Annotated in this window: 12 protein-coding genes and 1 pseudogene; 8 read left to right on the top strand and 5 right to left on the bottom strand. The window is 56.1% G+C overall.

Annotated features, from left to right (window positions below; translation table 11 throughout):
* Positions 1 to 190 precede the first annotated feature (190 nt).
* From dxs to INT33_RS20030, 3 genes are read right to left on the bottom strand one after another with little or no spacing between them, the layout of a single operon-like run.
* Complete coding sequence (dxs, locus tag INT33_RS20040) at positions 191 to 2101, bottom strand: 1-deoxy-D-xylulose-5-phosphate synthase (protein WP_192539670.1); 1911 nt, start codon at positions 2099 to 2101, stop codon at positions 191 to 193.
* Positions 2102 to 2992, bottom strand: a complete 891-nt coding sequence (gene ispA / locus INT33_RS20035) for a (2E,6E)-farnesyl diphosphate synthase (protein WP_192539671.1) — start codon at positions 2990 to 2992, stop codon at positions 2102 to 2104.
* Complete coding sequence (locus tag INT33_RS20030; protein ID WP_192539672.1) at positions 2986 to 3273, bottom strand: exodeoxyribonuclease VII small subunit; 288 nt, start codon at positions 3271 to 3273, stop codon at positions 2986 to 2988. Before INT33_RS20030 ends, ispA begins: the two co-directional genes overlap by 7 nt.
* 260 nt (positions 3274 to 3533) lie before the next feature.
* Here INT33_RS20030 and serA point away from each other — a divergent pair, with 260 nt between their 5' ends.
* Positions 3534 to 4778 carry a phosphoglycerate dehydrogenase gene (serA, locus tag INT33_RS20025; protein ID WP_192539681.1) on the top strand — a complete coding sequence of 415 codons (1245 nt, stop codon included), beginning with the start codon at positions 3534 to 3536 and terminating at the stop codon, positions 4776 to 4778.
* Positions 4779 to 4878: 100 nt separating this feature from the next.
* Here serA and INT33_RS20020 read toward each other — a convergent pair whose 3' ends face one another.
* Positions 4879 to 5568, bottom strand: coding sequence for a pirin family protein (locus INT33_RS20020; RefSeq protein ID WP_192539673.1), 690 nt, complete (start codon positions 5566 to 5568; stop codon positions 4879 to 4881).
* Positions 5569 to 5837: 269 nt separating this feature from the next.
* On the opposite strand from INT33_RS20020, the gene trhO reads away from it, so the two are divergent.
* From trhO to ybiO, 5 genes are all read left to right on the top strand, one after another.
* Positions 5838 to 6851, top strand: coding sequence for an oxygen-dependent tRNA uridine(34) hydroxylase TrhO (trhO, locus tag INT33_RS20015; RefSeq protein ID WP_226940286.1), 1014 nt, complete (start codon positions 5838 to 5840; stop codon positions 6849 to 6851).
* 118 nt (positions 6852 to 6969) lie between these two features.
* Positions 6970 to 7770: an enoyl-CoA hydratase gene (locus INT33_RS20010; RefSeq protein ID WP_192539674.1), complete on the top strand. Its 801-nt coding sequence runs from the start codon at positions 6970 to 6972 to the stop codon at positions 7768 to 7770.
* Between the two features lie 132 nt (positions 7771 to 7902).
* Entirely contained in the window at positions 7903 to 8730 is an 828-nt protein-coding gene (locus INT33_RS20005; protein WP_192539675.1) for an IclR family transcriptional regulator, read from the top strand.
* Positions 8731 to 8742: 12 nt separating this feature from the next.
* Complete coding sequence (locus tag INT33_RS20000) at positions 8743 to 9177, top strand: YqaA family protein (RefSeq protein WP_192539676.1); 435 nt, start codon at positions 8743 to 8745, stop codon at positions 9175 to 9177.
* Positions 9178 to 9354: 177 nt separating this feature from the next.
* Positions 9355 to 11736 (top strand): mechanosensitive channel protein, encoded by a 2382-nt coding sequence (gene ybiO / locus INT33_RS19995; protein ID WP_192539677.1) that lies wholly within the window; start codon positions 9355 to 9357, stop codon positions 11734 to 11736.
* A 122-nt stretch (positions 11737 to 11858) separates the two neighbouring features.
* On the opposite strand, the gene INT33_RS19990 is transcribed toward ybiO, so the two are convergent.
* Complete coding sequence (locus INT33_RS19990; RefSeq protein ID WP_192539678.1) at positions 11859 to 12605, bottom strand: SDR family oxidoreductase; 747 nt, start codon at positions 12603 to 12605, stop codon at positions 11859 to 11861.
* 160 nt (positions 12606 to 12765) lie between these two features.
* On the opposite strand from INT33_RS19990, the gene folK reads away from it, so the two are divergent.
* Positions 12766 to 13209, top strand: coding sequence for a 2-amino-4-hydroxy-6-hydroxymethyldihydropteridine diphosphokinase (folK, locus tag INT33_RS19985; protein ID WP_192539679.1), 444 nt, complete (start codon positions 12766 to 12768; stop codon positions 13207 to 13209).
* 77 nt (positions 13210 to 13286) lie between these two features.
* A pseudogene (locus INT33_RS21270) lies at positions 13287 to 13397 on the top strand (flagellin N-terminal helical domain-containing protein); the annotation flags it as partial.
* Positions 13398 to 13472: the final 75 nt, after the last annotated feature.

Below are 13472 nucleotides of genomic sequence, written 5' to 3'. Positions count from 1 at the left end.
TTGGTTTTTGGTGTAAGGCCCTGAAACGTTAACACTTTCAGCCGCTTTCTTTTATACCCTGTGAGAAATCCGGGCTAAGAATCGCCGCAAAACCATCGGCAAGGCGTCTTTGTAAAATATCAGTGATATAGAAAAGAACTATTAAGCCTGCGCTTACAGGCAAAAAGCCGCCCACAAGCACAAGACATACCTAAGGCAACCGCTGACGAATGGCAGCCTCAATGCCCGCGGCATCCAGGCCGCAGTCACGCAGCAGTTCATCGGGCGTGCCGTGCTCTACAAAGGTGTCGGGCAAGCCGAGATTGAGTACTTCTACCTGTACACCTTCGGCATTGAGCAACTCGTTAACAGCGCTTCCCGCGCCACCGGCAAGGACATTCTCTTCAAGCGTTATCAGAAGCTCATGCTCGTCGGCGGCGTGGAGTACCGCGTCGCGGTCCAGCGGCTTGATGGAGCGCATATTGATATGCGTGGCGTTGAGCTTTTCGGCCACTTCAGCGGCTGCGGTGTTTAGGCTTCCAAACGCGAGTAGCGCAATGCGCACGCCGTCGCCTTGTGACTGGCGGCGTACGTCTGCCTGACCAATCGGGAGCGACTCAAGGTGTTCAGGAATTTCCACGCCTGGGCCGGTGCCGCGTGGGTAGCGAACTGCCGCAGGGCCAGGATGGTGGTAGGCCGCGCTCAGCATGGCGCGACACTCAGCTTCATCGGCAGGGGCTAAAATGACCATACCGGGCACGCAGCGTAAAAAGGACAGATCCATGCTGCCGTGGTGAGTGGGGCCGTCTTCGCCGACAAGGCCCGCCCGGTCGATGGCAAAAGTGACGTCCAGGTTCTGCACCGCTACGTCATGAATCAGCTGATCATAGCCGCGCTGCAAGAATGTCGAGTAGATGGCCACCACCGGCTTCATGCCTTCACACGCCATGCCCGCCGCCAGCGTTACAGCGTGCTGTTCGGCAATTGCCACGTCAAAGTAGCGTGCCGGGTACTCTTTCGAGAAACGAATTAGATCGGAGCCTTCGCGCATGGCCGGGGTAATCCCCATCAGGCGTGAATCGCTTGCGGCCATATCGCACAGCCAGTCGCTGAACACGTTGCAGTACTTTTTCTTGGGGGCGGACGGCGCTTTGGGCGGCGGCGTAGGCGCCACGCTGGTTTTTTCAAGTTTGGTGATGGCGTGGTAGCCAATCTGATCCGCCTCGGCGGGTAGAAAGCCTTTGCCCTTGCAGGTTTTTATATGCAGAAACTGCGGGCCATCCAGCTCGCGCAAGTTGCGCAGCGTTTCGGTCAGCGCCTCAAGGTCGTGACCGTCAATCGGGCCGATGTAGTGAAAGCCCATTTCCTCGAATAGCGTGGCGGGGCTGACCATGCCTTTCATATGCTCTTCGGTGCGCTTGGCAATTTCTAGCGCGCCGGGCAGGTGAGAGAGTACTTTTTTGCCCTCTTCGCGCATTTTCAGATAGGGCTTGCTCGACATCATTCGGGCGAGGTAAGTCGCTAAGCCGCCGACGTTTTCCGAGATCGACATCTCGTTGTCGTTGAGCACGACCAGCATATTGGCATTGACGTGGCCTGCGTGGGCCAGTGCTTCAAAGGCCATGCCCGCCGTGAGCGCGCCGTCACCAATAATCGCGCAGACGCGGCGCTTCTCGCCTTTGGCCTGGGCGGCCAGCGCCATGCCGAGTGCCGCCGAAATCGAAGTGCTCGAATGGCCCACACCAAAGGTGTCGTATTCGGATTCAGCGCGGCGCGGAAAGGCTGCCAGGCCGCCGTGCTGGCGAATGCTGAGCATCGCTTCGCGGCGGCCGGTGAGAATCTTGTGCGGGTAAGCCTGATGGCCCACATCCCATACCAAACGATCATTGGGGGTATGAAACGCGTGGTGCAAGGCCACGCTTAGCTCTACCACACCCAGCCCTGCGCCAAAGTGGCCGCCGGAAACGCCCACGCTATAAAGCAGGTAGGCACGCAGCTCATCGGCCAGTTGGGCAAGCTGCTGGGTATTCATGGCCCGCAGCGCAGCGGGATGATCAAAGGAGTCGAGCAGCGGCGTTGCCGGGCGCTCGCGGGGAATGTCGTCGAACAGCTTCATGGGCATCTAGTGGTCGCGCTCGATCATATAGTGGGCTAATTCGGCCAAAGGCGCGGCTTGCTCGCCTAACGGGGCGAGGGCGGCAATGGCCTCGTCAATCAGGGTACGCGCTTTTTGCTGCGCACCATCAAGCCCCAGTAGGCTGGGGTAGGTCGGCTTGGCGCGGGCAGCATCGGCGCCGGATGTTTTACCGAGCGTAAGGGTATCGCCTGTCACATCAAGCACATCATCATGAATCTGGAAGGCTAGACCAATGGCGCGTGCGTAGCGAGTCAGGGCGTTTAAACGCGGGTCGTTTTCATCAACGGCAATAAGCCCGCCCATGCGTACCGCCGCAACAATCAGCGCGCCGGTTTTATGGGCGTGCATATGCGCCAGAGCGTCCACATCGGGGTGGCCGCCTACAGCGGCGAGATCCAGCGCCTGGCCTGCCACCATGCCCTCACGGCCAGACGCCGTGGCGAGCGTGGTGATCAGGCTGCCAAGCCGTGGATGGGCGGTACGCGCCAGCACGTCAAAGGCCAGGGTTTGCAGTGCATCCCCCGCCAGAATCGCGGTGGCTTCGTCAAAGGCGATATGTACTGTGGGCTGGCCGCGGCGCAGGTCGTCGTCATCCATGGCGGGTAAATCATCATGAATGAGCGAGTAGGCGTGAATCAGCTCAATGGCAGCAGCCGGAGCGTCAAGCTCTTCATCGCTTGCGCCGAGCGCCTGCCCGGCAAGGTAGACAAGTAGCGGGCGCAGGCGCTTGCCGCCCACCAAAAGCCCGTGGCGCATGGCGTCATCCAGCCGGGTTACCACGGCGCGCTCGTGAAACAGGGCGTTAAGCGTGGCATCAACCCGCGTGTTGCTGATCGCGCGCAAGTCCGTCAGTGAGGCGGCGTGAGTCGCTACCATGGGGGTGTCTCCTTACCCTCTTCAGTGTCGTCCTGGGGAGATTCAGCGCCAGCAAAAGGAGTGACATTCAAGCGGCCTTCGCTGTCTTCGCTCAGCGCACGTACTTTCAGCTCGGCGGTATCCAGGCGCTGCTGCGCGTCGCGGGTTAGCCGCACGCCCTGCTCGAAGGCGCCCAGCGCATCTTCCAATGAGAGCTCGCCTGATTCCAAGCGTTCTACGATGGTTTCCAGCTGTTCAACCGTGGCCGCAAAATCCTGCTGCGAGGGTGTGGTATCGCTCATTGGTCAATGCCTACTGTTTTCTGGCGCCCCGTCAAAAGGCAGCGCGCGGGCCTGCAATGTAAACGCACAGTATACACCGAGGCCAGGGGGTGGCGTCTTCCCCAGCCGGCTTTCTACGTGTGACTTGCACTGTTTTCATCTTGAAAACGCACACATTTCATTAGTTCACAAAGGCCTGAAAGGTATGCAGTGTGATACTATACGGCCTTCCGTTAACCGATACACGGCGCACGCCGCCGACCATAGAGGTTGATTCAGCCATGGCCAAAACGTCCCTGGAAAAGAGCAAGATCAAAATCCTGCTACTCGAGGGCGTCCACCAGAGTGCGGTGGACAATTTTCACAACGCCGGATATGAAAATATCGAGCATCTACCGACATCGCTAGATGAAGCGTCGCTGATCGAGAAAATTCATGATGTACACTTTATCGGCATTCGCTCGCGTACCCAACTTAATGAGCGGGTATTTGCAGCGGCAGAGAAACTGGTCGGCGTTGGCTGTTTCTGTATCGGTACCAATCAGGTAGATCTTGATGCGGCGCTAAAACGCGGTATTGCCGTATTTAATGCACCGTACTCTAACACTCGTTCCGTGGCGGAGCTGGTGCTGGCAGAAGCGATTATGCTGCTGCGTGGTATTCCTGAGAAAAATGCTCGTGCCCATCAGGGCGGCTGGCTGAAGTCGGCTAAAAATTCGCACGAAGCTCGCGGCAAAACCCTGGGTATTGTGGGTTACGGCAGCATCGGCGCGCAGCTTTCCGTGCTCGCCGAAGCGCTGGGCTTTAACGTTATCTATTACGACATCATCACCAAGCTGGGTATGGGTAACGCAAGCCAGGTCGCCAACCTTGATGAGCTATTAAGCCGCTCGGATGTGGTTAGCCTGCACGTGCCGGATTTGCCCTCTACCCGCTGGATGATTGGCGCCAAAGAGATCGCCGCCATGAAGCCGGGCGCTATCTTCATCAATGCCTCGCGCGGTAGCGTAGTCGAAATCGAGCCGCTGGCCGATGCCATCAAGTCAGGCCATCTGAACGGTGCCGCCGTGGATGTATTCCCGGTTGAGCCCAAGGGCAACAACGAAGAGTTTGAAAGCCCGCTGCGCGGTCTTGAGAACGTGATTCTGACGCCGCATATCGGTGGTTCTACACTCGAAGCCCAGGAAAATATCGGCATCGAAGTGGCGGACAAGCTTACGACTTACTCGGATAACGGCACCACGATTACCTCGGTCAACTTCCCCGAAGTAGCGCTGCCTGCGCACCCCGATAAGCACCGTTTGCTGCATATTCATGACAACGTGCCTGGCGTGCTGTCGCAGATTAACCGCGTGCTTTCGGAAAACGACATCAATATTTCCGGCCAGTATCTGCAGACTAACGATAAGGTCGGCTATGTGGTCATTGATGTCGACAAAGCTTATGGCCCACAGGCGTTGGAAGCGTTAAAGCAGGTAGAGCATACGCTAAAAATCCGCACGCTTTTCTCAGCGCATAACAGCTAGGCTCGGCAGCAACGAAACTTGCCAACAACGTAAAATACTTGGTTGATGGCATAAAAAAACGGCTCCTGAATGGGGCCGTTTTGGTTGGTCGGGCTGACGGTCAGGCAAGATCAAACAGCAGTACTTCACTTTTATTCTTGCCGGTCACGCTGATGGCGTCGCCAGGCTGGAACGCGGCAGCATCGCCGGTACTGAGCTGTTCGCCATTGATCATTACCGCGCCTTTGACCACGTGCAGCCAGGCGTAGCGTGTGGCAGGCGTCTCCACGCTTTGGTCTGCGTCAAAGGAGCCAGCGTAAAGGTTAATGTCCTGGTTGAGGCTGACCGAGCCTTCACGACCCTCTTCCGAGGCCACCAGGCGCCACTGGCCCTGCCTTTCCGCCGCCGGGAAGGGCTTCTGCTCGTAGCTTGGCGTAATACCCAGTTCTTTGGGCTCAATCCAGATCTGCAGAAAGTGCAGCCCGTTCTCTTTGGAGTGATTGAACTCACTGTGCAGCACGCCGGTACCCGTGGACATGCGCTGTACGTCACCTGGGCGCATTACCTCTCCGTTGCCCATATTGTCTTTGTGCTCCATTTCGCCTTCCAGCACATAGGAGATAATCTCCATATCCCGATGCGGATGGGCGCCAAAGCCATGACCGCCAGCCACGCGGTCTTCATTAATCACCCGCAGGGCGCGAAAGCCCATATGCTTGGGATCATGATAGTTGGCAAACGAGAACGTGTGATAAGAGCGCAGCCAGCCGTGGTCTGCATAACCTCTTTCATCCGCGCGACGAATTTTCATTGTTGTGCTCCCAGCCATGTTTAATGAATAGCTGTTTAATAAAAAGCTGCTGAAGGAATAGCTGTTGAGGAATGAACTCAATATACGCCTGTAATCGCGCCGCGTCGGGCGAAGGTTTCTGCATGATAACGTCGATTAAATCGACGAATTTTATAGGGGGATGACCTGCGTCAATCTGGCAGGATTCAAGCATTACACCGTTTGCGTTAGACTATGCGCGTTTATTAACCCGGTCCGCCCTTTGCGAGGGCGACTACCTGGAGCTTGTTATGTCTACCCCTGTTTCTGAAGCTGTCTCAAAAACGATCTCTCAAACGATCTCTCAAACGATCTCTGAATCTGGCGATACGCCGCGTATTGTCGTGGCGGCGCTGTATAAGTTCGTCACCCTGAATGACTTTGAGGCGTTGCGTGAGCCGCTGCGCCAGACCATGGTCGATAACGATGTCAAAGGCACGCTGCTGCTCGCCAAAGAAGGTATTAACGGCACCGTAGCAGGCACCCGCGAAGGCATTGATGCCCTGCTTGCCTGGCTGACTGCCGACCCGCGCCTGACCGATATTGACCATAAAGAGTCTTACTGCGACGAGCACCCGTTCTACCGCACCAAGGTCAAGCTCAAGCGAGAGATCGTGACGCTTGGCGTGCCGGGCATCGACCCTAACGATACCGTAGGCACCTACGTTGAGCCTGAAAACTGGAACGACATCATTTCCGACCCGGAAGTGCTGGTGATTGATACCCGCAACGATTACGAAGTGGCGATTGGCAGCTTTGAGGGCGCGGTGGACCCCAAGACCACCACGTTCCGTGAGTTTCCCGAGTACGTGCGCGAGCACTACAACCCGGAGAAGCACAAGAAAGTCGCCATGTTTTGCACTGGTGGCATACGCTGTGAAAAGGCCTCCAGCTTTATGCTCAAAGAGGGCTTTGACGAGGTTTACCACCTCAAGGGCGGCGTGCTGAACTACCTGGAAAAAGTCCCTGAAGAGAAGTCGCTGTGGCGCGGCGAGTGCTTTGTGTTTGATAACCGGGTGGCAGTCCGCCATGACCTGAGCGAAGGCTCCTTTGAACAGTGCCACGCCTGCCGCATGCCGATTTCCGCCGACGACATGCAGTCTTCCGCTTATGAGCCGGGCATCAGTTGCCCGCACTGCATCGACTCGCTGCCTGAGAAAACCCGCGCCGCCGCCCGCGAACGCCAGCGTCAGATCGAGCTTGCCAAGGAGCGCGGCCAGCCCCACCCGTTAGGCTACAACCATCGCGAAAAGCTTAACGCCTAATCTAAGGCTTAATGTTAAGCCGGCGGCCACGCCCGTGGTCGCCTTTGGTCGTAAACATCCCGTTTTTGGCGTGTGAGGCACTAGACTGAAGCTTATTCAGCTTATCTAGGGGCCTCCCATGCCTGTTTCTTGTGATACTTCGGTGACCGAGCGACTGCTTCGCGATGACCAGCAGGGTGTGACCACGCTCACGCTCAACACTCCTAAGCGATTCAACGCGCTTTCCGAGCAGATGCTTGAGGCGCTAGAGGCGGCGCTTGCAGATATTGCCCACGATGAGCAGGTGCGCTGCGTGGTGCTGGCAGCCAACGGCAAGGCCTTCTGCGCCGGGCACGATTTAAAGCAGATGCGCACCAATCCTGATAAAGCCTACCACCAGGCGCTTTTTGCCCGCTGTAGCCAGGTGATGCAAGCTATCGTCCATTGCCCGGTTCCGGTGATTGCCAAGGTGCAGGGCGTTGCCACCGCCGCTGGCTGTCAGCTCGTTGCCAGCTGTGATTTAGCCGTTGCCGCGCAGAGTGCCCGGTTTGCGGTGTCAGGAATTAATGTCGGTCTTTTCTGTTCGACTCCAGCCGTGGCGCTGTCGCGTAACGTGCCCCGCAAGCGGGCGATGGAAATGCTCCTGACCGGCGAATTTATCAGTGCTACCCAGGCGGCTGAATGGGGCTTGATCAACCGGGTTGCCGAGGATGCGGCACTCGACGACGCTGTTCAGGCGCTGACCGAGAGTATTTGCGCTAAAAGTGCCGTGGCGGTGAGAACGGGAAAGGCCATGTTTGCGCGCCAGCTGGCCATGCCGCTGGATGAAGCTTACGCCTTTGCCGGAGAAACCATGGCCTGCAATATGCAAACGCTTGACGCCATAGAAGGCATTGATGCGTTTATCGACAAGCGCCCGCCACGCTGGCAGCACCGCTAGCGTCTGCCCATTGCTAGCCTCTACTCATCGCTAGGGCATCTCCGCTATTAGTGGAATGCGTTTCCGTAAACGCGACAGCGGCTATGACAGCGCGTTATCCTGTTGTTCTTTGCGCCTTCAGGAGAGAGCAGGGTGAGTGAAGCCAAGCGTAGGACGGTTGGGCGTCCGGCAAGCGCCGCCAAAACGAGCGGCGGGCATAGCCAGTCTCTGGTACGAGGCTTAACGTTATTGGAGTATTTAGCGGCAAGCCCCCTTGGGCTTGCGCTGTCGGACGTGGCCGAAAAAGCCGATTTAGCTCCTTCTACCACCCACCGCCTGCTCCAGGCCTTACAGAGTCAGGGCTTTGTGACCCAGGAGAACGAGCAGGGGCTGTGGCGCATTGACGTCAAAACCTTTCGCATCGGTAACAGCTTTCTAGAAGCCCGCGATGTGGTGGCATCCAGCCGACCTTTCCTGCGCCGTTTAACTGCCGAGACTGGTGAAACCGCCAACCTGGGTATTCGTGACGGTGACACGGCGGTGTTTCTTGCCCAGCACGAATCTCCTCAGATGATGCGCATGATTACCCGTTTAGGGTCGCGCGCGCCTTTGCATGCTTCCGGCGTGGGTAAAGCGCTTCTAGCGTGGATGCCCGCCGATGAGCGTGCCCGTTTTCTGGATAGCCGCGAGCTTGCCCGTGTTACTGAAAACACGCTATGTAGCCCCGATGCTCTGCTGGCGGAGATGCAGCAGATTGGCCAGCAAGGTTTCGCCTGCGACCGTGAAGAGCATGCCATTGGCCTGCACTGTGTGGCGGCCTGCGTCTACGACGAGCATGCCACGCCGCTGGCGGCCATTTCCGTTTCGGGCCCTGTGGCGCGCATTCCCGAATCGCGCCTGCTGGCGCTAGGCGCACTGGTGCGCCAGGTGGCTGACGAGATCACCAATCAGCTAGGCGGCCAGGTGCCGCGTTCATTGTAAGCGCCTGTTAATATGCTGAGTCTTTTCCTGGTGGCCCTGGCAAGCGCGACGCTCTTGCCGGGCGGCTCCGAGGTGTGGCTTGCTCGGCTTTGGTGTCTGGGCGAGCCTGCCGTGCTGCTGTGGGTTGTCGCTACCGCAGGCAATACGCTGGGAAGTTTAGTCAACGTGGCCATGGGCCGCTACGCGCGTCAGTTTCAGCATCGGCGCTGGTTTCCCGCATCGCCCAAAAGTCTGGCGCGGGCCGAGCGCTGGTATCACAAGCTGGGGGAGGCGAGCCTGCTGCTTTCCTGGGTGCCGGTGATCGGCGACCCGCTGACGGTGCTTGCGGGCTTATTTCGACTGCCATGGTGGCGTGCTTTTCTATGGATTGTGGTGGCAAAAGGGGCTCGCTATGCGATAGTGCTTGGCCTTGCGAATCAGTGGCTGTTACCGCTCTGCAAGGCCTGACTAACACGCCCAGCGGCACAACAACGTTTCAATCTGCGTCCATACCTTGTCCATGTTCTCATGTTACCCTGTGCGCTTTTATACGCTATCGACATGCGGTGCGTGTGCATTATGGTTTGCATAAAGTGGGCCAACCGTTAGATTTAAGTAAGCATTTACCCTAAGGGAGGTTGAGGTGTGACGCCATTACGCTTATTACCCTGGCTAGGCATCTGGCTGATGACGCTATTTGCGTTGTTGGCAACGCCAGCATTAGCCCAAACGACAACGTCGGCTGCCGACGATCCTGCACAGCCACCGGCAGAGGAGCAGGCGTCTTACGAGGCGCTTGCGGACCTGCTCGAAAATGAACAGTCGCGCCAGGAGCTGATTGACGTGCTGCGCAGTCAGGCGTCGGCGCTGCCGGCTGGTCTGGAAGCGGAGTTATCGCCTGAAGCGGCCGCCGCAGGTGGCAATGTGGCTCCTGAAGATGTGTCGCTGCCCCGCCAGCTGGCCGAACTTACTAGTCGAGTAGTCACCGATATTGGCGGCCAGATTGAGCAGGCTGCCACCGTGGTCGGCGACCTGTTCACCGGTAGCGGTGATTCAAGCACATTCGACTCGGCGGCGTTTATTCAGGCAGCGATTAATCTAGGTATCGTGATTGGTGCCACGTTTGCGCTGTTTTTTGTGTTACGCAGGCTCGGCAAACCTGCGTTTGCCAAGGTAAGCCGCTGGTCATTAAACGGCACCGGTTTAACGCCGGTGCTACGGCTTATTTTATGTGTCGCTATCGCGGCGGTTGTCGACTTTTTGCTCGTAGGTCTGGCGTACGTCGGGGGCAATCTTATCGCCACCTTTGCCGTGGGTGAAACGGGTGAGCTTTCCACGCGCGCATCGCTGTTTCTTAACGCTTTCTTGATTATTGAGCTGTTTAAGGCCGTAATGCGTATGCTCTTCTCCTCCCATTACGAGGGGCTACGCCTGCTGCCTATTTCTGCCCATGAAGCATCCTATTGGAACCGTTGGCTGGCGCGTCTGATCGGTATGGTGGGGTATGGCTTGATGGTGGCTGTGCCGCTGGTCAATTTCTATCTGGGCGTATCGTTGGGGCAAGCGGTGGGTACGCTGATCATGATAATCGCCTTTATCTATGCGGTTAGCGTGGTGCTTAAAAACCGCGTACGCCTGCGTGGCAATATGAATACGATCGCTGCCAATACCACCATGACCGCAAGCCGCGTGTCGTTACAGCTATTTGCGCGTACCTGGCACCTGTTTGCGCTGCTGTATTTCCTGATTGTGTTTGTACTGACCTTAACGCGCCCGGGCGATGCGTTACCCTTTGTGCTATTTGCAACCCTGAAAACCTTAGCGGCCGTAGTCATTGGCTTGCTGGCATCGACGTTCCTGACCCAAACTATTGGTCGGCGTATTCAGCTATCCGATGATTTACGCCGCAAGCTGCCGATGCTCGAACATCGCCTGAATAGCTACGTACCCAATGCGTTACGCGTGCTAAGAACGGTGATTTTGGTCGCCGTCATCATGGTAGTTCTGGATGCCTGGGGCGCGTTTAATCTGGCCGGTTGGTACGCTTCTGAGCGTGGCGCGCATCTGGTAGGTAACCTGATCAGCGTGGCGATCATTCTCATTGTTGCGCTGGGTATCTGGCTCGGTTTGGCAAGCTTGATTGAGCATAAGCTCAACCCGGAAACGGGTACCGGCGAACCCTCCGCGCGAGCTAAAACGCTGCTGAGCCTGTTTCGTAACGCCCTGGCGATTGCCATGGTGACCATTACGGGCATGATCGTTCTTTCGGAAATTGGCATCAACATCGGGCCGCTAATTGCCGGTGCTGGTGTGCTGGGTTTGGCAATTGGTTTTGGTGCCCAAAAGCTGGTGCAGGATGTTATCACCGGCGTATTTATCCAGATTGAAAACGCCATGAATACCGGCGATGTCGTTACGGTAGGCGGCGTTACCGGTACTGCTGAACGATTGAGTATTCGCTCTGTAGGGATTCGTGATCTTTCCGGCACCTACCATATCGTGCCGTTCTCAAGCGTCGATACGGTATCCAACTACATGCGTGAGTACGGTAACCATGTTGGGGAATACGGCATTGGTTACAACGAAAGTATTGATGAAGCCATTGAGCAGCTTAAACTGGCCTTCGAAGATCTTAAGGCCAGCGAAGAGCATGGCTTCAAGCTCTTAGCTGATATGACGGTGGCGGGCGTAACAGCGTTGGCGGATAGCTCGGTCAACATCCGTGTCGTGATTAAAACCACACCGGGCGATCAGTGGGGCGTCGGTCGTGCCTTTAACCGCTTAGTGAAAATGCGCTTCGATGAGGCCGGTATCGAGATCCCCTTCCCACATACCACACTGTACTTTGGTGAAAATAAAGCGGGCAAAACACCGCCTGCTAATGTTCGGGTATTGGAATCCACCGCCCAAGAGAAAAAAGCGGAGCATCCGCCGATCATCACCTCTGAGACTACCCGTCATCAGAGCCACAGTGAGCAAGAGCATCAAAAACCTGATCACGACGACGTTGATGATGTTAGCAACTAGTCGATAATCAGCTAAGCAAGTAGTGGGGCCGCCTTTGGGCGGCCCCACTGCGTTTACGTTTGGGCAGTAGAGGCCCTTGGTATACGCGCTGGATAGAAGTCCTCAGCAATAGCGTGGGCACATTAGGTTGGATAGTTTTCCGAGTGCCTGCCTTCTAGGTAGACCGACTCGCCTCCATCGACACATAGTATTTGGCCTGTGACAAAGTCGTTATCCAGCAGGTAATGCATTGCCTGCATTAGGTGCTCCGGCGTTCCCTGCCGGTGAATCGGAATGCCCTCCAAACGCCATGCGATATAGTCGCGGCTACGCTGTGTGGTAGGTAACACGACGCCTGGTGCAATGCCGTTAACCCGAATATGCGGAGCAAATTCAAGCGCTGCCATTTGGGTCATGTCCGACAACCCCTTTTTAGACAGCAAATACGCCGCATACGGATACTGGTGATAAGCTATTTTATTATCGATGATATTAATCACACAGCCTGTGCGAACTATTTGGGCAAAATGACGAGTTAATAGCAGAGGAGTAAACAGGTTAATGCGAAACTGCGTTTCCAGCATGGCTAGATCGGTTTCCGCGATAGGCGCTGCCTGATAAGTTGAGGCACTGTTAAGCAGCACGCTTAAATGGGGGAAGCGTTCTTTTGCAGACTCAACTAGCGTATCAAGAGGCTCGTGCAGGAAGTTGCACGGCAATATTTCACATTCACGGCCCTTTCCACGAATACGTTCCGCCACTTCTTCGGCTTCTTCTCGCGAGCTATTAACGTGTAAGGCAATGTCATACCCCGCATCCGCTAATGCTTCAGAAAAATGCCGCCCTAAGCGCGTCGCGCCCCCGGTTACTAATGCAGCTTTAGAAGTCATTGAGTGTCCCTGTACTTTATCGTTATGTAATGACTGCGTGTACCGTGCGTTTATTGTTAGTCGATTTATGGCTTGCACACTAAGAGCGTAGCGCTAGTCTGAGAGTTGGTCATTAGCCGATCTTAAGATTATTTCGCCTACCTCCAATGGGGTTATCGCTATGCCAACAACGGCGTTACGCGCAGGGCAGGGCACCGCACTTCATGAGTGTTTGATTTCTATCGGTTCAAATATCGAGCCCGAATTAAACTTTACTCAAGCGTTAAGCCTTTTACGCACCGAATGCGATCTAGTGGCACACTCTCAGGCCATTCGCACGCCGCCGGTGGGCTTTTTAGATCAACCTGATTTTCTCAATGCCGCACTATTGATTCGTACGGCGCTGACCTATGAAGCGTTTCGCCTCTATTTAAAGACGGTAGAAAACCGCTTGGGGCGCGTGCATGGCCCGAACAAATCAGGCCCTCGCACCATGGATCTGGATATTGTGGCGTGGAATGGTGAACTGCTCGACCAGGGATACCTTGAATACGACTACGTCCGGCTCCCTGTTGATGAGGTGCTTACCGTCAGCGGACGTTCTTTAATGACAAAAAAAGGTTAACGATTTATCCGCTCAGGCCGATAACTCTATGGTCGCTAGTCAGCAAGCGCCGAGCTTCTCCCCTGTGAGGGTTTATATTGTTTAGCCTGAATACCAATCTAACCTCGCTGCTGGTGCAAAATAATTTGCGCAACAGTCAGCAGGCGATACAGACCTCCATGCAACGGCTATCGTCAGGCTTGCGTATTAGGTTCTGTACGAAAAGTCGGCTCGCAAGCAGCGGCCTATGCACGCCACGCATATCATCGCCCTAAAGCTGCTTG

Source organism: Halomonas colorata, assembly GCF_014897985.1.
Classification (GTDB): Bacteria; Pseudomonadota; Gammaproteobacteria; order Pseudomonadales; family Halomonadaceae; genus Vreelandella; species Vreelandella colorata.
This window is presented reverse-complemented; position numbering and strand designations above follow the sequence as displayed.